The 26,945-nt window shown below is 38.0% G+C and carries 19 protein-coding genes and 3 pseudogenes; 12 read left to right on the top strand and 10 right to left on the bottom strand.

The genetic code is table 11. The annotated features are described in order from the left end of the window. The first annotated feature begins 46 nt into the window (after positions 1-46). From H3Z85_15835 to nhaA, 8 genes and pseudogenes are all read left to right on the top strand, one after another. A complete protein-coding gene (locus H3Z85_15835) occupies positions 47-241 on the top strand; it encodes a hypothetical protein (GenBank protein ID QPQ50849.1) in 195 nt (64 codons plus the stop codon). Beyond that, complete coding sequence (locus H3Z85_15830; protein ID QPQ53920.1) at positions 234-2,936, top strand: GHKL domain-containing protein; 2,703 nt, start codon at positions 234-236, stop codon at positions 2,934-2,936. The genes H3Z85_15835 and H3Z85_15830 overlap by 8 nt, the downstream gene beginning before the upstream one ends. 9 nt (positions 2,937-2,945) lie before the next feature. After that, the gene (locus tag H3Z85_15825; GenBank protein QPQ50848.1) at positions 2,946-3,308 is read left to right on the top strand and encodes a response regulator; all 363 of its coding nucleotides are present in this window, start codon (positions 2,946-2,948) and stop codon (positions 3,306-3,308) included. A 66-nt stretch (positions 3,309-3,374) separates the two neighbouring features. Beyond that, positions 3,375-5,272, top strand: a pseudogene (locus tag H3Z85_15820) (AMP-binding protein). A 48-nt stretch (positions 5,273-5,320) separates the two neighbouring features. Further along, positions 5,321-7,228, top strand: coding sequence for an acetate--CoA ligase (acs, locus tag H3Z85_15815; protein ID QPQ50847.1), 1,908 nt, complete (start codon positions 5,321-5,323; stop codon positions 7,226-7,228). A 410-nt stretch (positions 7,229-7,638) separates the two neighbouring features. Beyond that, on the top strand, positions 7,639-8,004 hold the full coding sequence (locus H3Z85_15810) for a hypothetical protein (GenBank protein QPQ50846.1): 366 nt from the start codon (positions 7,639-7,641) through the stop codon (positions 8,002-8,004). 112 nt (positions 8,005-8,116) lie between these two features. Then, positions 8,117-10,327 carry a bifunctional (p)ppGpp synthetase/guanosine-3',5'-bis(diphosphate) 3'-pyrophosphohydrolase gene (locus H3Z85_15805; GenBank protein ID QPQ50845.1) on the top strand — a complete coding sequence of 737 codons (2,211 nt, stop codon included), beginning with the start codon at positions 8,117-8,119 and terminating at the stop codon, positions 10,325-10,327. Between the two features lie 2 nt (positions 10,328-10,329). Then, positions 10,330-11,508 (top strand): Na+/H+ antiporter NhaA, encoded by a 1,179-nt coding sequence (gene nhaA, locus H3Z85_15800; protein ID QPQ50844.1) that lies wholly within the window; start codon positions 10,330-10,332, stop codon positions 11,506-11,508. On the opposite strand, the pseudogene H3Z85_15795 reads toward nhaA, so the two are convergent. Then, positions 11,505-12,517, bottom strand: a pseudogene (locus tag H3Z85_15795) (YihY/virulence factor BrkB family protein). The gene nhaA and the pseudogene H3Z85_15795 sit on opposite strands and share 4 nt — an antisense overlap. Before the next feature lie 254 nt (positions 12,518-12,771). Next, the gene (locus H3Z85_15790; GenBank protein ID QPQ50843.1) at positions 12,772-13,221 is read right to left on the bottom strand and encodes a DUF1569 domain-containing protein; all 450 of its coding nucleotides are present in this window, start codon (positions 13,219-13,221) and stop codon (positions 12,772-12,774) included. Between the two features lie 116 nt (positions 13,222-13,337). Between H3Z85_15790 and H3Z85_15785 the strand changes: the two genes are divergently transcribed. Both H3Z85_15785 and H3Z85_15780 read left to right on the top strand, forming a co-directional pair. Beyond that, entirely contained in the window at positions 13,338-14,324 is a 987-nt protein-coding gene (locus H3Z85_15785) for a helix-turn-helix domain-containing protein (protein ID QPQ50842.1), read from the top strand. A 90-nt stretch (positions 14,325-14,414) separates the two neighbouring features. Continuing rightward, the gene (locus H3Z85_15780) at positions 14,415-14,888 is read left to right on the top strand and encodes a 23S rRNA (pseudouridine(1915)-N(3))-methyltransferase RlmH (protein QPQ50841.1); all 474 of its coding nucleotides are present in this window, start codon (positions 14,415-14,417) and stop codon (positions 14,886-14,888) included. A gap of 69 nt (positions 14,889-14,957) precedes the next feature. Here the strand turns inward: H3Z85_15780 and H3Z85_15775 are convergent, their stop codons facing one another. From H3Z85_15775 to H3Z85_15760, 4 genes and pseudogenes are all read right to left on the bottom strand, one after another. Then, complete coding sequence (locus H3Z85_15775; GenBank protein QPQ50840.1) at positions 14,958-15,419, bottom strand: tRNA (cytidine(34)-2'-O)-methyltransferase; 462 nt, start codon at positions 15,417-15,419, stop codon at positions 14,958-14,960. Positions 15,420-15,513: 94 nt separating this feature from the next. Further along, positions 15,514-16,322: pseudogene (locus H3Z85_15770) on the bottom strand (tetratricopeptide repeat protein). Beyond that, positions 16,319-16,885 carry a phosphatase PAP2 family protein gene (locus H3Z85_15765; protein ID QPQ50839.1) on the bottom strand — a complete coding sequence of 189 codons (567 nt, stop codon included), beginning with the start codon at positions 16,883-16,885 and terminating at the stop codon, positions 16,319-16,321. Before H3Z85_15765 ends, H3Z85_15770 begins: the two are co-directional and overlap by 4 nt. 3 nt (positions 16,886-16,888) lie before the next feature. Further along, positions 16,889-17,224 carry a twin-arginine translocase TatA/TatE family subunit gene (locus tag H3Z85_15760; GenBank protein ID QPQ50838.1) on the bottom strand — a complete coding sequence of 112 codons (336 nt, stop codon included), beginning with the start codon at positions 17,222-17,224 and terminating at the stop codon, positions 16,889-16,891. A 321-nt stretch (positions 17,225-17,545) separates the two neighbouring features. Between H3Z85_15760 and H3Z85_15755 the strand changes: the two genes are divergently transcribed. Next, the gene (locus H3Z85_15755) at positions 17,546-18,493 is read left to right on the top strand and encodes a hypothetical protein (protein ID QPQ50837.1); all 948 of its coding nucleotides are present in this window, start codon (positions 17,546-17,548) and stop codon (positions 18,491-18,493) included. Between the two features lie 70 nt (positions 18,494-18,563). On the opposite strand, the gene H3Z85_15750 is transcribed toward H3Z85_15755, so the two are convergent. From H3Z85_15750 to H3Z85_15740, 3 genes are all read right to left on the bottom strand, one after another. After that, the gene (locus H3Z85_15750; GenBank protein ID QPQ50836.1) at positions 18,564-19,364 is read right to left on the bottom strand and encodes an arylamine N-acetyltransferase; all 801 of its coding nucleotides are present in this window, start codon (positions 19,362-19,364) and stop codon (positions 18,564-18,566) included. A gap of 149 nt (positions 19,365-19,513) precedes the next feature. Next, complete coding sequence (locus H3Z85_15745; protein QPQ50835.1) at positions 19,514-20,746, bottom strand: tetracycline resistance MFS efflux pump; 1,233 nt, start codon at positions 20,744-20,746, stop codon at positions 19,514-19,516. Positions 20,747-20,895: 149 nt separating this feature from the next. Beyond that, positions 20,896-23,790, bottom strand: coding sequence for a protein translocase subunit SecDF (locus tag H3Z85_15740; GenBank protein QPQ50834.1), 2,895 nt, complete (start codon positions 23,788-23,790; stop codon positions 20,896-20,898). Positions 23,791-24,006: 216 nt separating this feature from the next. Here H3Z85_15740 and H3Z85_15735 point away from each other — a divergent pair, with 216 nt between their 5' ends. Continuing rightward, positions 24,007-25,371, top strand: a complete 1,365-nt coding sequence (locus tag H3Z85_15735; GenBank protein ID QPQ50833.1) for a PQQ-dependent sugar dehydrogenase — start codon at positions 24,007-24,009, stop codon at positions 25,369-25,371. 109 nt (positions 25,372-25,480) lie between these two features. Here H3Z85_15735 and hemN read toward each other — a convergent pair whose 3' ends face one another. After that, positions 25,481-26,839, bottom strand: a complete 1,359-nt coding sequence (gene hemN, locus H3Z85_15730; GenBank protein ID QPQ50832.1) for an oxygen-independent coproporphyrinogen III oxidase — start codon at positions 26,837-26,839, stop codon at positions 25,481-25,483. Positions 26,840-26,945: the final 106 nt, after the last annotated feature.

Genomic DNA, 26,945 nt, shown 5'->3' with positions numbered 1-26,945 from the left:
ACCACAACCCATTTGTTCATCAATTATCTTTTTTCGATTATCACTTATGAAAAAGAGACACGAACAAAAACTGATTATCCTGAGCATCGGATTAATGATTGCTTTCAGTATTCCCATCTCACTTCTTTTCAACAGCGAAAAGGAAGTTTTCGGGTACCCGATGATTTTAATCTACCTGTTCGCAGTCTGGATGATTTCCATTCTCATCTCATTGACCATCGTAAAAAAGTATGATGAATAGTTTTGCATTATTTTTCGTGGTTCTTTTTTACCTGGCTCTTCTGTTCTTAGTTGCTCATCTGGCAGAGAAGAAAAGAAGCAAGCTCTGGATCAATAATCCATACATCTACGCTTTATCATTAGCTGTATACTGTACAGCATGGACCTACTACGGAAGTATCGGCGTAGCTGCGACAAGCGGACTTAATTACCTTCCTATTTACATTGGCCCCATCATGATCATTCCTGCATGGATTTATATTAATACAAGGATCGTAAGAATTTCCAGGGTTAATAAAATAAGCAGTCTGGCAGATTTCATTTCGTTACGGTACGGAAACAGCAGAAGCCTGAGTGCCATCATCACTATTGTATGCCTTTTAGCGATTGTTCCCTATATTGGCCTGCAGATTAAAGCAATTTCTGAAACTTTTCACCTCGTAACAGAAACAGCGATGTCTCAGGATATCCTCACTGACAACGCCACATTCGTAGTTATACTGATTGCTTTATTTTCATCGTATTACGGAACACGATATGTAGATGCGTCTGAAAAACGATTAGGGATCATCTCAGCGATTGCTTTGGAAAGTTTTTTAAAACTATTCTTCATTATCATCCTTGGCTTTTTTGTTATTTATTACGTATTCGACGGGTTTTCGGATATTTACCAAAAGGCCAGTCGGTTTGAAGATTTTAAAGAAAAAAATACCTTCAACGGGATTGAGGGCGCAATGAACTGGATGGTTTTATGCATGATTTCTGCAACGGCAATCTGCATCCTTCCCAGACAGTTTCATACGGCGATCGTAGAAAACAGACAGGAAAAACATATCAAAACAGCGATCTGGTTTTTCCCTCTTTATCTCCTGATATTTACGGTATTCATTTTTCCGATTGCTTGGGGAGGAAGGCTGATTTTTGACGGCCAGAAAGTCAATCCGGAGTTCTATTCTATTTTAATTCCGCAGCATTTTGGCAATACTTTAATTACCGTTTTAGTTTTCCTTGGAGGATTAAGCTCGTGTATTTCGATGATTATCATTTCGGCAATCACTTTATCCATCATGCTTTCCAACAACCTGATTATTCCTTACGGTTTACTTGGTAAGTTTAAATCTGAAAATGAGGAACAAAATACAAGAAACATTACCAATATCAGGAAATTCAGCATTTTTGCCCTGATCATTATGGCGTTTGTGTTCTATAAATATTTTATTTTAAAGACATCACTGGATTCAGTGGGCCTTATCTCTTTTGTGATCATCGGACAGCTGGCCCCTGCTTTTTTTGGCGCGTTATTCTGGAGACGCGGAAGTTATAAAGGAGCTGTTGTCGGGTTGGCTGCCGGCTTGGTCATTTGTTATTTCGGATTAATTATTCCACAGTATTATTTTTCTTACAACCAGGAACTCAAGGGAATTCTAAGAGATATGTATGATGGTTTCGGTTTTTTCGCCATTCCTTATCTCGGCAGGATTTCCCAGATTTTCTTCTGGTCTCTTTTGGTAAATACCGGTTTATTCACCATTATTTCAGTGAGTACAAAAGGAAATTACAGGGAACGGAATTTTGCCGAGCTTTATGTAGATATAGATAAATATATTCAAAATCATGAAAACGCATTTATCTGGCGCGGAACGGCTTATGTTTCGGATATTAAAAATATTCTTGAACGATTTTTGGGTAAAAATAAAACAGAACAGGCACTGCGGATTTTCAATTTAAAATATAATATTGATTCCCAAACCGAAACCGCAGATTCGCGGTTTATTAAATTCTCAGAAAACCTTCTGGCAGGACGAATCGGTACTGCTTCAGCCAAAATCTTAATTGAAGGCGTTACGAAAGAAGATAAAATATCTTTGAAGGAAGTATTGAATATCCTTGAAGAGTCTCAGGAAAATATCAGCTTAAATAAAAAACTTACCGAACAATCTGAAGAATTACAAAAGCTTTCCGACGATTTGCGAACCGCCAACGAAAGCCTGATCATTAAAGATCGCCAGAAAGACGACTTCCTTGATTCTGTAGCTCACGAATTAAGAACTCCTATCACTGCCATCCGTTCTGCAGGAGAAATCTTGGCAGATGACGATGACATTCCTTTTGAAATCAAACAGGAATTTTTAAATAATATTATTACAGAATCTGACCGCTTAAGTGAAATCATCAACGATATCCTGTATCTGGATAAGCTGCAACACGGGGAAATATCTTTGCATATCCGGAAAAACAACATTATTGAAACGTATAAAAAAGCCGTAAACCCTCTTCTTCACCTGATACAGCAGAAAAACATTCATTTAAGTGAAGTTAATCTTTTAAATCAGTTTATATTTGAATATGATGAAGCGAGGATGATTCAATTGTTTCAGAATATTTTGGGAAACGCCTTAAAATTCACGGATGAACAAGGCACCATTCAAACCAAATTATCAGAAAAAGACGAAAAATTAATCATCAGCTTCTTCAATACCGGGAAACACATTCCTGAAGAAGATCTGGAAATGATTTTTGACAAGTTTTATCAATCCAGAAATCAGAATATTTTAAAACCTACAGGAAGCGGACTGGGTCTTGCTATTTCTAAAAAAATTGTGCAAGCGCACGGTGGAAACATCAAAGCTGAAAACAGTGGACTGGGTGTGACCTTCATCATAAGCATTCCTGAAAAAACTATAAAAGAGATAAAAAATGAAGTTGAACACCATTAAAACCTATGTATGAAAAAGATAATCATTGCCGATGACGAACACAAAATATTAATGTCCCTCGAATACAGTTTTAAGAAAAACGGCTATGATGTTTATATTGCACGGGACGGAACTGAAGTGCTCGACTTTCTGAAAACCATGGTTCCGGATGTCATTCTTCTCGATATCATGATGCCTAATCTTGACGGTTACAGTACTTTGGACATCATTAAGCAGGATGAAAAACTAAAAGACACAAAGGTCATTTTCCTGAGCGCTAAAAACAATCCTCGGGATATTGAAAAAGGAATGGAAATGGGAGCCGATGCGTACGTAACGAAGCCCTACTCAATTAAGAAGCTGATGCAGCAGATTGAGGAGATGTTTGGGTAAACAGAAGATTACTTTGTTGCTTTACAACCTGCAATGACAGAAACCACCAAATACACGAATATTGATATGGATACAGATATTTTATTTAAACAAAGTATAGAAGATAAGGAAGCTTTCTGGAAGGAACAAGCTGAAGCAATACCATGGTTTCAGTTTCCACAACAGATTCTTTCAACTGATCAGAATAATTACCCTGAGTGGTTTACGGACGGGCAGCTTAATATGTGCTATTTATGCATAGATAAACACATTGAAGATGGTTTTGGGGATCAGACAGCGATTGTTTACGACTCTCCTGTAACTCATCAGAAGAAAACATACACCTTCAAACAAGCTCAGGAAGAAATTTCAAAACTTGCAGGAGGCCTTTCTTCATTAGGATTACAAAAAGGAGACACTGCTGTTATCTATATGCCGATGATTCCGCAGACGCTTTTTGCCATGCTGGCCTGTGCAAGGATTGGTGTCATTCACAATGTCGTTTTCGGAGGTTTCGCACCTCACGAATTAGTTGTAAGAATTGACGATTGCAAACCTAAAGTCTTAATTACAGCAACAGCAGGAATAGAAATCGCCAAAAGAATCCCTTATTTACCTCTCGTGGAAAAAGCAATCGAGCTTGCACAGGACAAAGTCGATAATATTATTGTTTACAACAGAAAATTAGTTGACAATCAAGACGAAATGTTTGACGGCTTGATTGATTACGAAGAATTGGTTCAAAAATCAAAGCCGGTTGACTGTGTATCGGTTGAGTCTACACATCCTCTTTATGTACTTTACACTTCAGGAACAACAGGAAAACCTAAGGGAATTGTCCGGGATACCGGAGGCTATGCTACAGCCCTGAAATTTTCTATGAAATACGTTTATGGTGTTGAACCCGGAGAAACGTATTGGGCAGCATCCGATTTTGGCTGGGCAGTCGGACACAGCTTCTCTGTTTACGGACCATTAATTAATAGAAATACAACGATTATTTTTGAAGGAAAACCGATCATGACTCCTGACGCAGGAACGTTCTGGAGAATTATTTCAGAATACAAAGTCTCTGTGATGTTTACTGCGCCTACTGCTATCAGAGCCATTAAAAAGAAGACCCGAACGGGGAACTGGTAAAAAAATATGATCTTAGCCACTTCAGGAAGCAATTTCTTGCCGGTGAAAGATGTGATGTGGCGACCTTAGACTGGTTTGCAGAGCACATCGGAGTTCCTGCTATTGATCACTGGTGGCAGACCGAATCTGGCTGGCCTATGCTGGGATTACTGACTTCCGGTGAAGATTATCATATCAAGAGAGCTTCTGCAGGAAAACCTATTCCCGGATATGATATTAAAATATTTGACGAAAACGGCTTAGAGCTCGATCCGCACCATGAAGGATATCTGGTTATAAAACTTCCGCTTCCTCCAGGAGCTATGCTGGGAATCTGGAAAGATGATGAGCGTTTCCAAAGCAGCTATCTTTCTCAGTATACAGGGTATTATTTTTCAGGAGACGGCGCCATACGGGACGAAGACGGATATATTTTCATTACGGGAAGAGTTGATGATGTCATTAATGTGGCCGGACACAGACTTTCTACTTCCGAAATGGAAGAAATTGTCTCGTCACACCCTGATGTGGCAGAATGTGCAGTAGTGGGAATTGATGACGATTTAAAAGGTCAGGTTCCTTTTGCTGCCGTGGTTTTAAAAAACGGATCGGGCATTTCTGAAAAAGAAGTTGAAAAAGACATCATCGGAATGGTTCGCGAAAAAATTGGTGCTGTTGCATTTTTAAAAAACGCTATGGTTGTCAAGCGTTTACCCAAAACCCGTTCGGGAAAGATTTTAAGAAAGCTTATCCGAACCTTATTGGATGGAAAAGATTTCCAGATTCCATCGACGATAGATGACGAAAAAATCATTGAGGAAATTCAGGAAAAAATCAGGGAATATAGGGGTAAAACCGGAAATTAAACATAAATTTAAAATATAAACAATTCAAATTTCAAAAACGAAAGGGATATGAGAAATTACTTAATAGAAGACTTACCACATTATTTTGAAGAATATAAGAAGTCTATCAAAAATCCTAAAAAATTCTGGGATAAGGTAGCCGATCAAAACTTTGTGTGGTATCAGAGATGGAGCAAGGTTGTTAAGTACGATATGAATGAAGCCAAAATCACATGGTTTAAAAATGCCAAACTTAATATTACTAAAAACTGTATTGACAGACACCTTTCTGTAAGAGGAGATAAAACTGCTATTATCTGGGAACCGAATGATCCGAAAGAAGACGCACAACATATCTCCTATAACGAACTCTACACCCGTGTCAATAAAACCGCCAATGTTCTCAGTGAAATGGGAATTCAAAAAGGCGACAGGGTATGCATCTACCTTCCTATGATTCCCGAACTGGCTATTACGATGCTGGCCTGTGCCAAACTGGGAGCAGTTCATTCCGTTATTTTTGCAGGATTCTCGGCAGCGGCCGTGGCCTCAAGAGTAAATGATTGCGAAGCTAAAATGGTCATTACCTCAGACGGAAGTTATAGAGGCAGTAAAGTTCTGGATTTAAAGACTATTGTGGATGAAGCCCTGGAAAAAACACCAACGGTTGAAAAGGTGCTTGTAGTGAAAAGGACTCATAATGAAATCAACATGAAAGAAGGCCGCGATTACTGGATGGCCGACTTATACGATAAAGCTTCCCCGGATTTCGTAACGGTTATCATGGACTCAGAAGATCCTCTTTTCATTCTGTATACTTCAGGATCTACAGGAAAGCCAAAAGGAATGCTTCATACTTCTGCCGGTTATATGGTTTATACCGCATATACTTTTAAAAATGTCTTTAATTATAAGGAAAATGATATTTATTGGTGTACCGCCGACATCGGTTGGATTACAGGCCACTCTTATATTCTTTACGGACCTTTATTGAATGGTGCCACTACAGTTATTTTCGAAGGAGTTCCTACTTATCCGGAGCCGGATCGTTTCTGGGAAGTCATTGAAAAACATAAAATCACACAATTTTATACCGCTCCTACCGCTATCCGTTCACTGGCAAAAGAAAGTACGGAATGGGTAGACAAGCATGATTTAAGCACATTAAAGGTGATCGGATCTGTGGGTGAGCCGATCAATGACGAAGCGTGGCACTGGTTTAACGATCATGTAGGTAAGAAAAAATGTCCTATTGTAGATACGTGGTGGCAAACCGAAACGGGAGGAATTATGATTTCACCACTTCCTTTTGTTACCCCTACAAAACCCACCTATGCTACCCTGCCTTTACCGGGTATCCAACCGGTGCTGATGGATGATAAACGTAACGAAATTACAGGAAACCAGGTGACCGGAAATCTATGCATCCGTTTTCCATGGCCGGGGATCGCAAGAACCATCTGGGGAGACCACCAAAGATATAAAGAAACTTACTTCACTGCTTTTCCGGGAAAATACTTTACCGGTGACGGTGCTTTAAGGGATGTAGTGGGTTATTACAGAATTACAGGACGTGTAGACGATGTGATTATCGTTTCCGGACACAATTTGGGAACGGCTCCTATCGAAGACAGCATCAATCAGCATCCTGCCGTTGCGGAATCTGCCATCGTAGGTTACCCGCATGACATCAAAGGAAACGGTTTATATGGCTATGTAACCCTTAAAGAAACCGGAGAAAGCCGTGATAAGGAAAATCTTAAGAAAGAAATCAACCAGCTGATTGCTGATCAGATCGGACCGATTGCCAAACTGGATAAGATACAATTTGTTTCAGGGCTTCCTAAAACACGTTCAGGAAAGATTATGAGAAGAATATTGAGAAAAATCGCAGAAGGTGATTTCAGTAACTTTGGAGATATTTCTACTCTTCTAAACCCTGAAATCGTAGAAGAAATAAAGAACGAAAGAATTTAATATACACAAATAGAAAGCCCCGGAGTCACTGCCAGGGCTTTTATTTTTTATCCCACATCGAAAAATTCAGAGTTTTCAATCATCACGTTCAATAATTGAAAAAAAAACGGAGTAAGTACAAAAGTTGCGGAACTTAGCAAAAAAAAAATTGTTAATCTGAATAGAAAAAGGTTCCATTCTTTACACCGCTTGGTAGTATTCTAAAATTTCACAAAACGTAGAGGCCCACATTCCCCAATTTTCGAGACTGATCAAAAAAAATTACTACAATCATTATAAATCAAACGTTTGTTTAGTATAATTTTAATCAATTGTAATTTATGTTATGATCAGAATGTTAATTAACAATTTTTATTAAATAAATAGAAAAATAATCATTAACTTTAGTCATAACTTTAAACCAATTAACTATGTCAAATATACTAGCGGGGCTATTTGAGCACCACAGCGATTACAAGAAGCTTGAAAGTGATTTAGAAAATTCAGGATTTGAAGATTCAGATTACATGATATACCTTAATAATAATTCTCATAATTCTCAGTATCTGGCAAGTGTTACTGTAAAGGACAACAGTCAGATAGAAAGTGCCCGGAATATTTTTATTCAGAATACGGCTCTAAAAACCTATTTGTTTGAGGGTATGAGTATGGCAGAGACCAATTATGATACTATTAAGAAATACATTGATGCGAGAAACAGGGCTGATATCCATAATAGTCCTGATATAAAAATAAAAACGTCAAGTGACGGTATGAACTCGGAAGTAAAGTTTTAAACGACTTAAAAGCTAATAACTGCAAAAGATCCGTAGAGCCTTCTGCGGATCTTTTATGTTTGAAAAACGTAAAAATTTTCGTATTTTCGTTCAAATATAGGCAGTTGCACAAATGAGTTACGACTTAGAACAAGAGAACAAAGAGATCCTTGCCAGATATAAGGATCTGATTTCGAACACATACAGAACTTTGGATGAGGAAAACAACAAACTTATCCGAAAGGCATTTGATATTGCGTTGGATGCCCATAAAGATCAAAGGAGAAAAACCGGAGAGCCCTACATCTACCATCCCATTGCTGTAGCCAAAATTGTGGCAACAGAAATTGGTTTGGGAGCAACGTCTATTGCGTGTGCGCTCCTGCATGACGTGATCGAGGATTCTGACTACACCTATGAAGATCTGAAAAAAATCTTCGGAGAAAAAATTGCTGCTATCGTGAACGGATTAACGAAAATATCCATCATGAACCATCAGAATATCTCTGTGCAGTCTGAAAACTACAGGAAGCTTTTATTGACGCTTTCTGAAGATTTCAGGGTCATCCTCATTAAAATTGCGGACCGTCTTCACAATATGAGAACCCTGGAAAGCATGGCTCCCGATAAGCAGAAAAAAATCGCTTCAGAAACGGTTTATATTTATGCTCCGATGGCTCACCGTCTGGGATTGTATAACATCAAGTCCGAACTGGAAGATCTTTCGTTAAAATACAATAACCCGGAAATCTATAATGAAATCACGGAAAAATTGGAATTGGCCAAGGAAAACCGTGAAAGATATATTCAGGAATTCACAAAAGAAGTTTCGGAAAGGCTAAGGGAAGAAGGCTTGAATTTCAAAATCAAAGGCCGCGCCAAGGCCATCTCTTCCATTTACAGAAAAATGCTGAAGCAGGGTGTTTCATTTGAAGAGGTTTTTGATAATTATGCGATCAGAATTATTTATAAATCTGATGCTAAAAATGAAAAGTTCCTGGCATGGAAAATCTACTCTATCGTTACCGATGTATACCACAGTAATCCATCAAGGATGCGTGACTGGATCACTCAGCCACGTTCTACAGGATATGAGAGTTTACATTTAACTGTTCTGGGTCCGGATAAAAAATGGATTGAAGTACAGATTCGTTCGGAACGAATGGATGAAATCGCTGAAAAAGGGGTTGCTGCCCATTACAAATATAAAGAAGGATACAAACAAAGCTCTGATGACCGTAATTTTGAAAAATGGGTAACAGAAATCCGGGAAGTATTGGAACAGCAGCAGAATCTTTCTACTTCTGAACTTTTGGATAATATCAAACTTAACCTTTATTCCAAAGAGGTATTTGTATTTACCCCGAAAGGAGAAATTAAGATCCTTCCTACCAATGCTACGGCTCTGGATTTTGCATTTTCTGTGCATTCCGATTTGGGAATGAAATGTTTAGGAGCAAAGATCAACGGAAAACTGGTTCCGATTTCCTATATTCTCCAGAACGGAGATCAGGTAGACATTCTTTCTTCCCAAAATCAGAAACCAAAGTCTGACTGGCTGGAATTTGTCGTTACCTCCAAAGCGAAGTCAAAAATCAAAAGTTATCTGAACTCTCAGAAAAACCAGTTGGTAGAAGAAGGAAAGGAAATCCTGCAGCGAAAACTGCGACATGCGAAAATCAACTTTAATGACGAAGAAATTAATAAACTTCAGAAGTTTTTTAATCTTAAATCATCTCAGGAGTTATTCCTTAAATTCCAAAGCAACGAGCTTGACGTCAGCAGCTTAAGAAAATATATTGAAAGTAAAAACGTATTCAATAACTTACTTTCAAGATTCAGAAAATCTCCTACGAAAAACCATCATTTTGAAGAACCGAAAGAGGAAAATCTCGATATGATCGTCTTCGGAAAGGATGAAGAAAAACTGAATTACAGCTATGCCAAGTGTTGTACGGTCATTCCGGGTGATAAAATTTTCGGATTTATTACCATTTCAGACGGAATTAAGGTGCACAGCGACAACTGTCCCAATGCAATCAACCTGAGGGCACAATACGATTACCGTGTCATTCCGGCCAAATGGGTCAATGCTGAAAGCTTCAAAAACAGAGTTAAGATTGAAATTGAAGGACTTGACCGAATGGGAATGATCAATGATATCACTACAGTAATCAGTGGAAGCATGGGAATGGACATGAAAAGCATGTCCATTGAGTCTAATAACGGCGTTTTCACCGGAAACATTACGCTTGAAGTTAAAAATAAAGGCCAATTGGAAGAAACCTTTAAAAAACTAAAAAATATCAACGGTGTTTCAAGAGTGAGACGACTACAATCATAAATATGAATTTATCTCTTTATTTTAAAAAATTTTTCAACAACAGCCAGGCATCAGGAATTATCCTTATTTTCTGTGTCCTGATTTCATTACTTATCGCCAACTCCTCTTTAGCAGAAGGCTTTCAACATTTCCTGGACAAAGAAGCAGGTACTCACCTGTTTGGGCTTGAATACCCTGTGAGCATCTGGATCAATGACGGGCTGATGGCTGTCTTCTTTCTTTTGGTTGGCCTTGAAATCAAGAGAGAACTGGTAGAAGGAGAACTTTCATCTTTTAGGAATGCTTCATTACCGATTTTTGCGGCCGTGGGAGGAATGCTGGTTCCGGCTGTAATCTACAGTATTTTCAACACAGGAACTGAATACAGCAACGGATGGGGAATTCCGATGGCTACAGATATTGCTTTTTCGCTTGCTATTATTTCAATGCTGGGAAAGAAAATTCCAAACTCTATCAAGATTTTTCTGGCAGCATTGGCTATCGTAGACGACCTGGGAGCGATCCTGGTGATTGCCATCTTTTACACCGAGCAGATTCACTGGAGTTATTTACTGCTTTCTTTGGGAGTGACAGCCTTATTATTCCTGTTAAACTTCCTAAAAGTTACGCGTATTATATTTTATATTATTCCAGGTCTTTTTTTATGGTATTTCCTTCATCATTCAGGAATTCATGCAACAATTGCAGGAGTTTTACTGGCATTTAGTATTCCTACGAATGCTTCTCATGTAGAAATTTCTCCTTTAGAGAAACTGGAGCATCAGCTTCACATCCCCGTAAGCTTCCTGATCATGCCTATATTTGCGCTTACCAATACCAATATTACTTTTACAAGTCATATGGTTACAGGAATTACAAGTACTTTGGGAATGGGAATTATTGGAGGGTTAATTCTCGGAAAGCTTATCGGTATCAATCTGTTTTCGATGATCGCCATCAAACTAAAGCTCAGCACCTTACCACAAAACAGCAACTGGACTCAAATGATCGGTGTAGGCCTACTGGCAGGGATAGGATTTACCATGTCTATCTTTATTGCACTGCTGTCTTTTAAAGGAGAGATTGAGATTCAGGATGAAGCTAAATTTGCTATTTTAATTGCCTCTTTTGTGGCTGCGATCGCAGGTTTTACAATCTTAAGCATAAGTTCAAAAGAAAATATGGAGCCGGAAGAAGATTAATTCTTTTTCCGGTCTTCCAGCTTTCTCCGGTGTTCTTCATTGTTGTCAAAATCAGGTTCAGCGATTCCTGTATGATACTGAATGGTTTCCCGCTGAATCTCGTCAGACAGTAGCTTTTCTATTCTTAATTTTCTGATAGCCATATTCAGTTCATTTCCGAATAAAAGAAGATACACGTTCACATTTACCCATACCATCAGCAGGATCATACTTCCGATGGACCCGTAAAGAACGTTATACCTTGCTATATCTTTTACATAAATTGCAAATACATATGTGGTAAGGAAAAACAATATGGTGGTGAGAATAGCCCCGGGAATCGCCTGTCTGAATCTGGCAATCTTTACAGTTCCCAACCAATAAAATAAAGTCAGAAGAATAAAGTAAAATAACGGAAAGGATACAAACCCTATGATACTTGACAAATTATCCACCAGCCACGGAATATCATAAGCCGGAGCAAAGAGTTTCATTACAACTTCTACATAATAAACCCCAAAAAGGGTTAAAAATACAATGGTAATAAAGCCTATTGTTATAAAAAAGACAGTATAAATTCCTTTACATCACTCAGTTTTTCATCCGAATTTTCATTAAACCCGTTGATCAGGGAAAAAGTACCGTTTGTTGCAAAAACCAGGGCCAACACGATGGTCAGATTACTGATTCCTTTCATATTAGGGATTATGCTGTGCTCGATATAATCCCTTACATCACTTTCCATATTGGAAGGGAAAACATTATGCATCAGTACTTCAAAAATATAAAACTGCAATTTATCGTAATGGGGCATGTACGGCAAAACAGAAAGCAAAAAAAGGATAAAAGGAAACAGACTGATGGTAAAACTCCATGAAATCGCCGCTGCTTTTCGTCCTATTTTTCCTTTAAAAATTCCCGAAATATAAATCTGAAACATCTGCCAAAGCGATATCCCTAAAACAGGAATATGTATGTTGTCAAAAAATTCCTGAATCTTCAGGACAAATCGGGGAACTTTTATACTCATCTATGTTGCCATTTCACAATTAAAAAGAAAGATTAAAAAAACTCAAAACCGGAATCGCTACATGAGCTTTTAAATATTTTATCTCTCTGCTTACAAATATAAACAATTTCCCTTTGCTCTTCTCCAAGGTGAATTGTATAAACCTGGCACCGGCAGATGACAAATCATAAAAATGCCGATGTTTTATCATTTATAGATGAATGGGCTCTACATTTATCTTAAAAATATTTACAATACGTTAATTCATATCATTTCTATGCTTTGAACTGCCGTAAATGATGGTCCATATGTTTATATACAAAAATACCGATCTCTTCCATGGTCATTTTCCCAAAGAAATCATGGATGAAGCCGGGATTTGAAAAATTGCCATATGCCCTGATCTGCTCAAGCCATACTTTTTTCTGCAACTCAGTATCACCATCCGTTTCTTTAATGGTGAAAATACCTGCCGGTGCATTTTTTCCCAGAGGCTTCTCATTCCTGGTAATACCTTTTAAAACCATTTTTCCAAAAAGCTTGCCTAAGAATTCCTGCCTGTACTGATATTTTCCGTTTCCCTGGACCCAATCATTCCATGTCGTGCAATGTTTTATCATCTGGTACTGGTTCATTTTCCCCCATTCAGCTTTATTTTCCGGGGTGAGCATAGTAATCCTTCTTACCAGCTCCTCTCTTGTTGCAGGATCAAATATTGTTTTCATAATAAATCTTTTTGTAAAATTATGACCACCTGCCCTAAAGATTACTACGTAAAAATGACATTAAAGAGTGGATTTTGTGCCAGATTTTAAGTATATTTAACTACCAAATCATTATAATGAAGCATATTTCACTCGTAGTATATGAAGGCGTATTATCTACTGCGATTTCCAACACCCTGGCATTGCTTACAAGTGCTAATGAAGCTGCTGTAAGAAAAGGAATGCCTGTGCCGTTTCAAATTGATTTAATAGGTATTGAAGCAAAAAAGGTACAATCTGCCCTTCCCATTTTATTTGAGTGCAGCAAAATCATTTCGGATCATTTCGATACGGAAGTTGTCATTATTCCCCCTATGAATACGGATCAAGAGGCTATTGATTCTTTACTGGTGCAAAATAGAAAACTTGTTGACTGGATAAAGGAAAAATATGATCAGAAAGCTGAAATCATCAGCCTTTGTACCGGTGCTTATTTCCTGGCTGAATCAGGTATATTAAATGGAATGCCGGCTACCTCCCACTGGGGAGCAATGGAAGATCTCCAAAAGAGATATCCTCTGATCGATTTTAAACCGGATCATGTCGTAACTCATTCAAAAGCTATTATTACCGGAGGAGGAGGCTTTTCATCCCTCAATGCTCTGCTTTATTTTATAGAAAAGAATTCCTCTAAAGAAATATCAGTTGAGCTAAGTAAATATTACGCGTTAGATTACGGTCGTATTTCACAAAGTGTTTTTAGTATTTTTTCTGGCCAGCGTCTCCATGATGATCCTGAAATTCACAAAGCGCAGCGCTATATTGAGGAAAAGTTCAAGTCAGACATTTCTGTAGAGCAAATTGCAGGCGAAGTCAACATGAGTAAAAGAAATTTTATCCGGAGGTTTAAAAATGCCACTGCTCTGAATCCTATAGAATATATTCAGCGAATAAAAATAGAAGCTGCCAAAAAAGCACTGGAAACGGGAGAAGCCAATATCGCTGATGTTACTTATAGCATCGGATATAGTGATTTGAAAACATTCAGGACGTTATTTAAAAGAATAACAGGATGTACACCCGTCGATTACAGAAACAGATTCCGGGGCAGCTTGACGGAATAGATACTAAAGACAGGAATACCCTTATCCTTCATTTGTCTTTTTCCTGTTTCCACTTTAAAGCAGTATCTTTGCGGCCTGAAACTTCTTATAATGCGAATCAGTTTACTTTGTATCGGCAAAACGGACGATAAGGAAATTACCTCTTTAATTAATTATTATCTCAATCGCCTTCCCAAACACTGGAATTTTGAAATTACAGAAATTCCGGATGTAAAAAATGCCAGAAACCTGTCTTCGGATCTTCTTAAAAAGGAAGAAGCAAAGTTGTTTTTAAACCATATTGATAAAAATGATCTGGTTGTGATTCTTGATGAAAAAGGGAAACAGCTGACCAGCCGAGAGTTTTCCCAGAAAATTGATGCCTGGATGAATTCTTCCGTTAAAAAAGTACATATTCTCATAGGTGGTGCTTATGGTTTTTCAGAGGAAATGTACAGCAGAGCCAATGAAAAGATGTCTCTTTCTAAAATGACGTTTACCCACCAGATGATAAGGTTGTTTATTGTAGAACAGCTTTATCGTGCTGATCAGATCCTTCAGGGAAAGCCATATCACAACGACTAAAAATTTTTTCCAATAAAAAAAAGCCTCAAAATCATGAGGCTTTTTTTTATATTTACCACAATTTATCTGCTAAATTCCAGCTTTTACATTGATCTGCCTTTTGGCTTCTCCCACGACAAAAGCTACAGAATTGGCAATATTAAAACTGCGTATTAAGTTTGACATCGGAATCGTCAGATGATTTTCAAAAAGCGCCAAAACTTCCTGGCTCAATCCCACACTTTCTTTCCCGAATACCAGCCAGTCACCATCCTGAAATTCATTATCCAAATACGATTTTTCGGCATGAGAACTCATTAAGAAAACTCTTGACAAATCGGGAACTTTCTTCATCCACTCTTCAACATTGTCGTATTCGGAAACATCCAGATGTACCCAATAATCTAATCCGGAACGCTTTAGATTTTTATCGTTGATGACAAATCCAAACGGATGAATCAGGTGCAACCTGCTTTCAGTACCTACACATAATCTTCCGATATTACCGGTATTGTTGGGTATTTCGGGTTCTACAAGAACAATATTCAGCATATATCCTTCCTCTTTAATATATATTTTAAATCCACAATAAGCTGTTTACTTGACAACAGGCTCCTGTGTATCTGTTATTATAGTTTTAAGTTTTTTACTTTTTGATGCATTTCGCATAATATTCGGCCAGAACGGCTTTCTCATAGCCTAGTGACACTGCCTTATCCAGATTCTCACAAGCTTCTTTTGGTTTAGCAGTATCAAATAATAATAAAGCTTTAGTCACATACGTCTGCAAAAATTTCGGATCAATGGAAACGGCTTTATTGACGTCTGCAAGAGCTTCTTTATATTTTTTCATTTTTAAATATACTTCTGCCCGGCTATTGTATAATAATGATTCGGGTTTCTCAGCAATAAGTTGGTTATAGTCTTTCAGGGCACCTTCAAGGTCGCCGTTATTTTTTTTAAATTTGCCAGGCCCGTTTTTGCAAAAATATTATCCGGGGCAAAACTCAAAATCTGATTAAGATCCCTGATAGCCAGATCTTTTTTTCCCTGGCTGTCATAGATTTTGGAACGCGTAAGATAGAACTCAGGGTTTTTATCATCTACCTGAAGACCTTTATCAATATATTCCAGTGCTTTTGCTTTGTTCCCTTTCTGGCTGTGCAGTGATGCAAGATCAGCATAGACCGGGGCAGACATCGGATTTGATTTCAAAGCTGATTCATAAGATTTAAAGGCAAGTGCGGTCTTTCCCAGTCTTCTCTGCGCGGTTCCCAGCTTGTCATAATATTCGGATTTGAATTTCTGGATTTGTTCTTTTTCTGCCAGCTTTGCATATTGCTCTTCAGCACATTTATAATCTGCCTTTTTAAAGCAGTCTTCTGCCAGAGTTTTATCCTGGGCATTCAGAAAAGAAACTCCAAGGCAAACAAGGAGTAAAAAAGATTTTTTCATGGTGTTATGTTTTGTTTGTTGATCACTTTTTGCGCGAGTGCACCAAAGATCACTCCCACTAAAGAACCAGCAAACGCTCCCACCAACACATCTATAGGAAAATGCACTCCTAAATAAATCCGGCTGTAAGACACAACTATTGCCCACGCCAATATAGCATAGGGGAACCATCTTACTTTCTTCTTTAATAAAATCCCTAAATAAACAGCCAGGTAAAATGTATTGGAAGCATGTGCAGAATAGAATCCGTACTGCCCGCCACATTTTACAATTCTCATATAAGGTTCTAAAGAAGGGTCATGACATGGCCTTAACCTTGCCACTCCGTACTTAAATACATTGGCCAACTGGTCAGAAACCGTTGCCCCAAGCGCCAAAAATATAAGAATGAAAACTAAAGATCTTAGTTTAAAATTTTTGTATAAAAAATAAAGAAATATAATATAAAGCGGAACCCATATCCATGTGCTGGAAATCAACATCCAGAGCTGATCAAAAGCGGGATCCCCCAGATTATTAAGGTATAAAAAAACCTTTTTATCTTCCAGAATAATTTCTTCCATACCTTATCTGCTTACAGGCCCTTCATACGTCTCATCTTCAGAAGGCTTCTGCTTCGGAGGTTCGTTGGATGCAGTAGGTTCTGTTAAAATATCTTTCTTGATATCATTCACCGGATTGAAATCTTTGGCAGCATCTTTCACTTTTTCAATTTCACGTTTAATCTCAGAAACCGGATTATCCGTTTCCTTCATGATCTCCGTTTTAATATCCTCCACTGCTCCACGCATTTTTCTCACGCCTGCACCTAAGTCACGCGCAATCTGAGGAAGTTTATCCGGTCCGAATAATACAACGATTGCAATGGCAATGAGTGCCATTTCTCCAATGCTTAATTCCATGGGGTAAAATTACAAAAGATTATACATTTATTTGTCGTAAACTAAAAATTTTAAACAAATTTTAAGATTTACTCAATGGAAAGTTGAAGGTTGAAAATGAAAGCAACGTACAAAGCAGGTATTGGCTGCTGATTTTATTATTTCCATTTCTCACCTGTACTATTTCTATCTCTGAATTTCATAGAGTAAGCTTCATCTCTATTATTCCCTGATACTTACTATTTTAAAACAATTATCAATTATTAACAAACAATTAATTCAAAACAATGAGAATAATATAACATTTTAGTATATTTACTACACACAACAAAATAATATTTTATGAAAAAACTACTTACTACTTTTAAAGTGTTAGCCGTATTTTCAGTATTGCTGCTTAACAGCTGCCGAGATGAAAATAATGAAACAGCTCAACAGGAAAGCGTTCAGGCTAAAGTTTCAACAGCTGATCTTAAAAAAGAAACAACTCCGGTTTCTGCTGTAATTCCTGAAACTGTGCAAGCTCAACTGAATGAATCACAGAAAAATATTGAAAAGTATCTGAAAAATGATTTACAGGTTACAGCAATCAATGTCATAGGTAAAATTTCTACTGTAAAAGGTATTGAGATTTCTCAAAATCTGGTCGCTGATAGAGATCAGTTTATTGCCATGGGAAATATCATGGAACCATCTTCGGTAAAAATTGGAAAAATAAGTGATTTATACTCCGGAGACGATTTAATTCTTGCTCAAAAAGGATTAAAAGAAACAGTTACCGACGAAATTAAAACCGGAACCAATGTTATGGAAGTAACCTGGAACAGCAAAGCGGGAAAATTTACCACATTATGCTTTTATAATGATTCAGGAATAATCTGGGACAATGTCTTTGGAGGCCTGGTGATGATGGATACCAGAGGGCAAACCGAAATATCAGACACCAATCAGGCTTCAAAAGTAGTTTCCAAATGGTATAAGGAATGGTGGACTGCCAACTGGCTTTGGGGATCTAAAAGAGGTGAAATCGGGTATCAGATCACCATTTATTACACAGGTTCCTCTGTTTCTAATGCTGATGTAAATGACTGGGGAAATATCAGTTTAGGAAAAGCAAAAAGTGAAAGTAAAATCCTGAGAAGGACAGGAGCTTTCGGACAATGCCAGTATGCACTGGGACTTTGTACTCCTACAGGCTCTCTGAGCTTTAATGCAAGTAAATTCTCAGTATCATTTTCAGGACTGGGAAGTAATATTGTAGCCAATGGTACCAAATCACTTTATCCATAAACTTCAGAATTCAAAATGATTAAAAAAAGGAAGCCGGTTGGCTTCCTTTTTATTTTTTAAACTATCGCTATTATTTCTCCAACTTCTGTTTTAATTGCTCAACGGCATTTTCCTGCAGCCCAAAAGTTTCTCTTATCATTTGATACAGGGTTTCGTTATTTTCTATAGAAACCGTTTCTTTTTCTCCTGTGGTTCTGCGTATATTTAACGTATGACCGGTAAAAGTATACCTTGCATTTTCGTCCACCTTAGAAAGAACAAGATTCTTTTTGAAATTGGACTCAGGATACGTAGAAAGATACCAGTTCACGATATCAAGGTCTATTGGATCTACCTGCTTGAGGGCAAACCTGTAAATAGGCAGCCATTTGTCTTTCCAGGTCCATAATGCATACATCCCGTTTTGTTGTGAAATCTTAAACAAACCGTTAGGTGTCTGCTGGGGTTCTTCTTCATGTAAAAGCAAAGGTGTGGTTAATGTTACAGTTCCAAAACCACAGTCTGCCAGATAGTCCTGTCCGTCATTATTGACGATCAGCAACAGGTGACTCTTGGCAGCCATACTATCCACTTCCCTTTTCCATACTACTCTTCCCAATTGCAGCTTTACGTTAAAGCCCAAAAATTTCAGGACTTCGCTTAAGAGCAGATTTTGTTCATAGCAATAGCCTCCTCTGCCGTTCACGACCAATTTGGTGAAAATATCATCCGCATTCAGAGACGGAACTTTTCCTGTAAAAGAATCGATATTTTCAAAAGAAATGTATTTAGGATGCAGCTGATGAATTTTCTTTAGTACCGACATATCATTTCCCAGCTCACCTGAATAATAGATTCTCTCCAGGTATTTTTCAAGCTTTGACTGATTCATAATTTATGTGTTTTATTTTCTCAGCTCTGCAACTGATTTATTATTGTAAAATTATAGAATATTTTGGAAAATAACCCTTGAATGATGATCAAAAAAATAAGGTTAAAGTAATCAACACCTTAACCTTATTTTCTGACTTTTTATCTTTTCTAAAGCTCTTTAATCTTATCTTTCTTTTTATTAAACACGGAATACGTAACGATCACACTCACTGCCATTAATATAAACGCAAGGAAAAATGGCGCTCCTGAAAACTTAAACGGTGCTTCATCATGCGTAAAAAAGTAAAAGAGGTTGGTCATCATCGGAGGACCGATAATAGAGGTTGCGCTCATTAGACTGGTCAATGCTCCCTGAAGCTCTCCCTGTTCGTTAGAAGGAACACTTTTGGTAATCACGGATTGCAGGGCCGGCCCACAGATTCCTCCCAGACAATATGGAATTAAAAATACAAACATCATCCAACCCTCTGACGCAAAAGCAAACAATAACATTCCGACAGCGTAAAATGCCAATCCGTAATAAATGCTTTTCTGCTCTCCCAGCCTTGGAGTCGTCCATCTGATAAGACCTCCCTGTACGAGTCCAACCAATAAGCCCACGACCCCCAGTGAAATTCCTACCATCCTTTCCGTCCAGTTGAATTTATACATGGTAAAGAAGCTCCAGTTACTTTGTACTGCGTGGCCTGCAATATAGATTAGAATTAACGAAACAATTAATCCCGAAATCTCAGGATGCTTTCCTAAAAACTTAAATGATCCGATGGGATTGGCGCGCTTCCAGTCAAATTCTCTTCTTTTATCCTTATCCAAACTTTCAGGAAGAATAAAGTATCCGTACAAGAAATTAAGCAGACAAAGACCTGCCGCTGCATAGAAAGGTACTCTGGCTCCATAATGTCCCAATACTCCTCCAATTACAGGCCCAATAATAAAGCCTAGTCCGAAAGCCGCCCCGATTAATCCAAAATTTTTGGCACGGTCTTCATCGTTCGAAATGTCTGCAATATAGGCACTCGCAGTCGTGATACTTGCTCCGGTAATTCCTGCAATAATCCTTCCTAAAAACAGCCACCAGATCGTGGGAGCCAGTGCGAGGAAAATATAGTCTACAGCAAACCCGAAAAGAGAAATCAGGATAATCGGTCTTCGCCCGTATTTATCACTAAGATTCCCCACGAGCGGAGAGAATATAAATTGAGTAAAAGCGTAGGCAAATCCAAGCCAGCCGCCATATTTTGCAGCCTCACTGATATCTGCATGAATCAATTCTTCGATGAGTTTAGGGACCACAGGAATAATGATACCCCATCCCGTAATATCAATCAATAAAGTAATAAATATAAAGCCAATGGCTGCCTTTTTCTTTGAGTTTTCCATGATGGTGCAAAATTAATCAAATAGAAAAGTATAATGATTCTAAATTATGATAAGTTAATTGGTAAAAAAAACATTGAATATCGAAGTTTTAAATTAAAAAAAGGCCGCTTCAAAAAGAAACGGCCTTTACTAATTTATTGTAGTTTGTCTTACTTCGAAGCAAGTACTTCTTTATTGGAAGTGGTCTTCCCGTGTACTTCATCTTCTTTTCCTTTTTTAAGGAAGTCATAAGCAATTGCTGATGCAATAAAAATAGATGAGTACGTACCGAATCCAATACCGATTAACATGGCAAACATAAATCCTCTTAAGTTATCACCACCAAAGATGAAGATCGCAAGGATCACAAGAATTGTAGTGAATGAAGTGTTGAATGTTCTACCTAATGTACTTGAAATAGAGTCATCAAATAATCCAGCTAATGTTAAAGATTTCTTCTCTCTCAAATACTCTCTGATTCTGTCAAAGATAATCACCGTGTCATTAATAGAGTATCCTAATACTGTAAGGATGGCAGCGATGAAATCCTGGTTGATCTCCATATTGAACGGCATGTATTTGTGAAGTAATGAATACGTTCCCAGAATAATAACCGCATCGTGGAATAATGCTGCTACAGCACCCAGAGAGAACTGCCATTTTCTAAATCTGAATAAAATATAGATAAAGATACCAGCTAATGCAGCTACTACAGCAAGAATACCGTGTGTCTGAATGTCATCAGCTACTGTAGGACCTACTTTTTCTGAAGAGATGATCCCCGCGTGATCTTTATCTGCAGATTTGAAATCCGTTAAAGTAATGTTGGCAGGAAGTTCTGCTTTCAATCCTTCATATAGTTTTTGCTCGATCGTCTGGTCAGCCTTTAAAGATTCATCTTCAATAAGGTAATCCGTAGAAATTTTCAACTGATTGGCGTTTCCGAATGTCTTAGCTTCTACAGAAGAGTTTTTACCGTCTTCAGTTTTGAATAGTTTTACTAATTTTTCTTCAACATCATTAGCATTTACAGCTTTATCAAATCTTACCACATAATTTCTACCTCCTGTAAAGTCGATCCCGTATTTGAAACCATGGGTTACCATAGAACCAATAGAAATCACCGTTAAAACAGCAGAAATAATGTATGCATATTTTCTCTTTCCGATGAAATCTATCCAGGTATTTCTGAATAAATTTTTCGTAGGCGGAGTCCATACAGAAAGGTGCTTCCCTTTGTTCAGTCTGTGGAAAATCATTACTCTTGATAACAATACAGACGTGAACAATGTCATGATAATACCGATCATCAACGTCAGTGCAAATCCTTTAATAGGACCTGTTCCGAAGAAGAATAATACCACAGCGGTCAACAACGTTGTTGAGTGACCGTCAATAATCGCACTTAATGCATGCTTGAAACCATCTTTATAAGCTTCCAGGATACTCTTCCCTGCAAATAATTCTTCTTTCGTTCTTTCGTAGATAATTACGTTCGTATCTACCGCCATCGCCATCGTCAATACGATACCTGCGATACCAGGAAGCGTAAGGGTAAAGTCTCCGGAATCCATAATTCCGAAAATATAGAATAAGTTGATAACCATTGCAATTACTGCGTACACACCGGCACCACCGTAATAGAAAATGATATAAACAATGATAATCATGAATGCAATGGCAAATGAAATCATACCTGCGTTGATAGACTCCTGTCCTAAAGACGGACCTACCTGAGTCGCCTGTACTACTTTTGCACCTGCAGGTAATTTACCAGCTCCTAAAACATCTACCAATTCTTTAGCTTCTTCCTGAGAGAAGTTACCGGAAATCTGAGTTCTACCGTTAGGAATGGCATTAACAACGTTTGGCGCCGTATATACTCTACCATCAAGCGTTACAGCAACCGGCTTCCCTACGTTTTTTTCTGTTAAAGTTTTCCATTCTTTAGCACCTTTAGAATCCATTTGCATGTCTACTACTACTCTTCCAAGCTCGTCATAGCTAATGTTTGCAGATTCTACAGCACCGTCCACCGGAGCTTTCTGATTGATGTTACTTCTGATCGCATACAATACCAAATCATCAGGACTTGTAGCTTCAGGCTTGTAACCCCACATAAACTGTGTATATTTAATGTTTGCAGGACGTGAAGCAATACCTATTTTGCTGTTTAGAATTTTATTTACAGCAGCGGTATCAGATAATTTTACGTTAGCAACACCATTACTTCTTAATTTGTCAAGCTGTAAAAGGTTCATGAAGTTTACATTCTTTGCAACTCCCATTGAATCTCCTTTTGCAGCAACCATAGTTGTCAACGTCTGGAAATAAGGCCCGATTTCAGGAACCTGCTGTACTTCCCAAAACTGAAGTTTTGCAGAAGTCTGAAGCATTTTCTTTACTTTATCAATGTCTTTCATACCAGGCATCTCCACAGAGATTCTGGCTGTACCAGGTACTCTCTGAACGTTCGGCTGGATCGCTCCAAGCTTATCAATTCTCGTTCTGATTACCTCGAAAGCCGTTCCTACAGAAAGATCAATTCTTCTTTTAACAATACTTTTTACCTGCTCATCAGTGGTATTATACTTGATTTCAGATAAATTGGTGTTACCGAAAAGTTCCGGATCTGCAAGCTTAAGGTTCGTTCCTTTTGCTTTGTTTATTACATCGAACTGCTCAAAGAAGTTATCGATATAAGATTTTGTTGAGTTTTTCTGAACTTCATCAGTCTTGTTTAAAGCCTCAATAAGAACAGGATTGGTAGAATAATTTGTTAAATCATTTACCAGATCTCTTTGGTTGATTTCCAAAAGGACGTTGATCCCTCCTTTTAGGTCAAGACCCAATTTCATTTCCTTATCCTTAGCTTTTGAATAATAAAGCTTCGTATACCCAAGATTAAGAGTATCTTCTTTGATTCGTTTGATCTCTTTCTCGTTTCCTTTCGCAGCTTCGATCTGCGATTCAATTTTGCTGGCGTACCAGGTTGGTAATAGCTCGTTTAAGCAAATCAACCCCAGGACAATAGCAACAATTGTAATAAGTCCTTTTCCTTGCATTTTGTTATAACTACGTTAAATTAAGTCGGCAAATATAATGATTTTCTTGTATTTTATGAATTTTTAACAACAGAAATGGTTTATTTTCAGATATATTGACATCCTGACCTCTATTTTAGATTTAACAATTTTTTCATGGTATAGTAATAAATTTTTCAATTTTTAATTGGTATAAAATTTTCATTCTTACATCAACGCACTAAATATCAAAATATTATGAAAAATCTACTTTTTGCATTAAGTATTTTTTCTTCCTTAATCGTTAATGCGCAGAGCATTAATTTGGAAGAATTTGTCTCGGGATTAACCAGTCCCGTGGAGATTACGAACGCCAATGACAGCCGGTTATTTGTCGTACAACAGAACGGGATTATAAAAATTGTACAACCCAACGGAGCTGTAAATACTACAAATTTTCTCAACATCAGTTCAAAAATTGTTTTTGGAGGCGAAAGAGGACTTTTAGGACTCGCATTCCATCCGCAATACTCAACGAATGGGTATTTTTTTGTGTATTATAACAACCCGGCAGGAAATGTAGTTGTAGCCAGATATTCTGTAAGTGCAGCTGATCCGAATGTAGCTGATGCCAATTCTGAAAAAATTCTCCTGAATATTCCAAAACCTTTCGACAACCATAATGGAGGAAGCATTCATTTTGCACCGGATGGAAAATTATGGATCATTACCGGTGACGGAGGCAGTGGTGGCGACCCCAACAACAATGCGCAAAACAAGAATGCATTTCTTGGAAAAATGCTGAGAATCGACGTAGATGCTACCGGGCCTTATAATATTCCGGCAGATAATCCTTTCGCAGGGGCTGGTGTAGATGGTTTGGATGAAATCTGGGCTTATGGCCTAAGAAATGCATGGAAATTTTCTTTTGATCTTACGACCGGAAATGCATGGATCGCCGATGTAGGACAAGGTGCCATTGAGGAAATCAATAAAATGCCTATCACACAGGCAGGGCTCAATTACGGATGGCGTTGCTATGAAGGAAATAATGCGTACAACACGGCAGGATGTCCCGCACAATCAACAATGACATTCCCTGTTGCGGTATATGACCACTCCGGAGGCAAATGTTCCATCACAGGAGGATATGTTTACCGGGGTGCCCAGTATCCGTCACTTCAGGGAAAATATTTCTTTGCAGACTACTGCTCTACTCAGATCGGTATTCTGGATGAGAATAATACCATTACATGGACTTCAGCTTACACCGGAAACAATTTTTCTACCTTCGGGCAGGATTATCAGAAGGAACTTTACGTTGCAGCAGTGAATAGCGGAAAAATTTTCAAAGTGACCACGGGAACTTTGGGAACACAGGACAATAAGAGTTTAGAAAAAATAAGTGTTTATCCTAATCCGGCAAGTAAAGAAATCTTTATAGAAGGAGTAGAAGATAAAAAAGCAAGTGTAGAAATCATCAACACAGAGGGCAGAAAAGTACTGGAAGCAAATGCGGCGAACAAAAGTATTGATATTTCGAAAATTCCGGCCGGAGTCTATTTTATTAACCTGAAATCAGGAGATCTTAAATCATACAGTCAAAAATTGATTATTAAATAAAATGACCGATTTTTACGATGCTTTAATTATCGGCCTCACAAACAGATGTTTTCGAACAAGATTTTACAATCAATAAAAAAAGCGGTTCAGATGATGAACCGCTTTTGTTTTATATAGTCATAGAGAAAATTCTCGTCTCAGGTTTATTCCTCAGCATACGAAGGTCAAAAACCATCGCTACATTTCTTGTGAAAGCTCTTCCGGCTTCTGTGATTTTAATTTCTTTACCGTTGATTTCTACCAATCCGTCATTTTCCATTTCTTTCAGCATATCAAGGGCATTTTCAAGCTCAGGGAAAGACGTATTGCGGGTGAAAGTGGTTTCAAGCTGACACATAAGATTCAGAATATGTCTTCTTACAATCAGGTCTTCTTCGTTCAGAACGTGGCCTTTCACTACAGGGATTTCTCCTTCTTCAACCATTTTCTGATAATCTTCCACTGTTTTTACGTTTTGAGCGAAAGCATACCATGAATCTGAAATAGCAGACATTCCCAATCCTACCATGAGCTGTGTATTGCTTGAGGTGTACCCCATAAAGTTTCTGTGAAGTTTCTTATGGATCAAAGACTGGTACAGATCATCATGCTCAAGAGAAAAGTGATCCATTCCTACTTCGATATACCCTAAATCCTGAAGAAGTTTTTTACCATCTTCATACAGACGGCGTTTTTCTTCTCCACTAGGCAGATCATTCTCATCGAAACCTCTCTGGCCAACACCTTTTACCCATGGAACATGGGCATAAGAATAAAACGCGAGTCTGTCAGGTTTCAATTCCATCGTTTTTCTGATGGTATGTTCCATCGCTTCCCAGTTCTGGTGTGGCAATCCGAAAACCAAATCGTGGCTGATACCTCTGTACCCGATTTCCTTAGCCCACTCTGTTACGTTTTTCACATTCTCAAAAGGCTGGATTCTGTTAATCGCCTTCTGTACTTTAGGGTCATAATCCTGCACTCCAAAGCTTACCCTTCTGAAGCCCAGATCATATAGAGTCTGAAGATGTTCTTTAGTAGTATTATTCGGATGTCCTTCGAAAGAAAATTCAGGATGCTCTGCAATATCTACTGTTGTAAAAATACCTTCCAGCAATATTCTTAAATTCTCAGGTGAGAAGAACGTCGGAGTGCCACCTCCCAGGTGAAGCTCTTTTAATTTTGGTCTTTCATTGAAAAGTTCAAGATATAGTTTCCATTCTTTCAATACACTTTCCAGGTAAGGAATTTCAACGCTATGCTGTTTTGTAATGCGTTTATGACATGCACAAAACGTACATAGAGCTTCACAAAAAGGCAAATGGATATAAATAGAAATTCCCTCTGCTACATTGGTCTCATGAAAAGATCTGATCACAGTCTCCTTCCACTTTTCCGGAGAAAAACTTGACTCATCCCAATACGGAACGGTAGGATAAGAGGTGTAACGCGGCCCGGGAATATTATACTTATCTATTAAAGAATTCATTTTGAAAATAAAATTTTATACGGTGGGGAAGTTTAACATCGTTCAACTTCCATCCTACAAAATTAACCATTAGTTATGAATTTCAATCTATGAATTATATTAGGTT

The sequence above is a fragment of the Chryseobacterium indologenes genome (genome assembly GCA_016025055.1).
Lineage (GTDB): Bacteria > Bacteroidota > Bacteroidia > Flavobacteriales > Weeksellaceae > Chryseobacterium > Chryseobacterium indologenes.
Note: the sequence above shows the minus strand (reverse complement) of the source record. Positions and strands in the feature narration are given on the sequence as shown.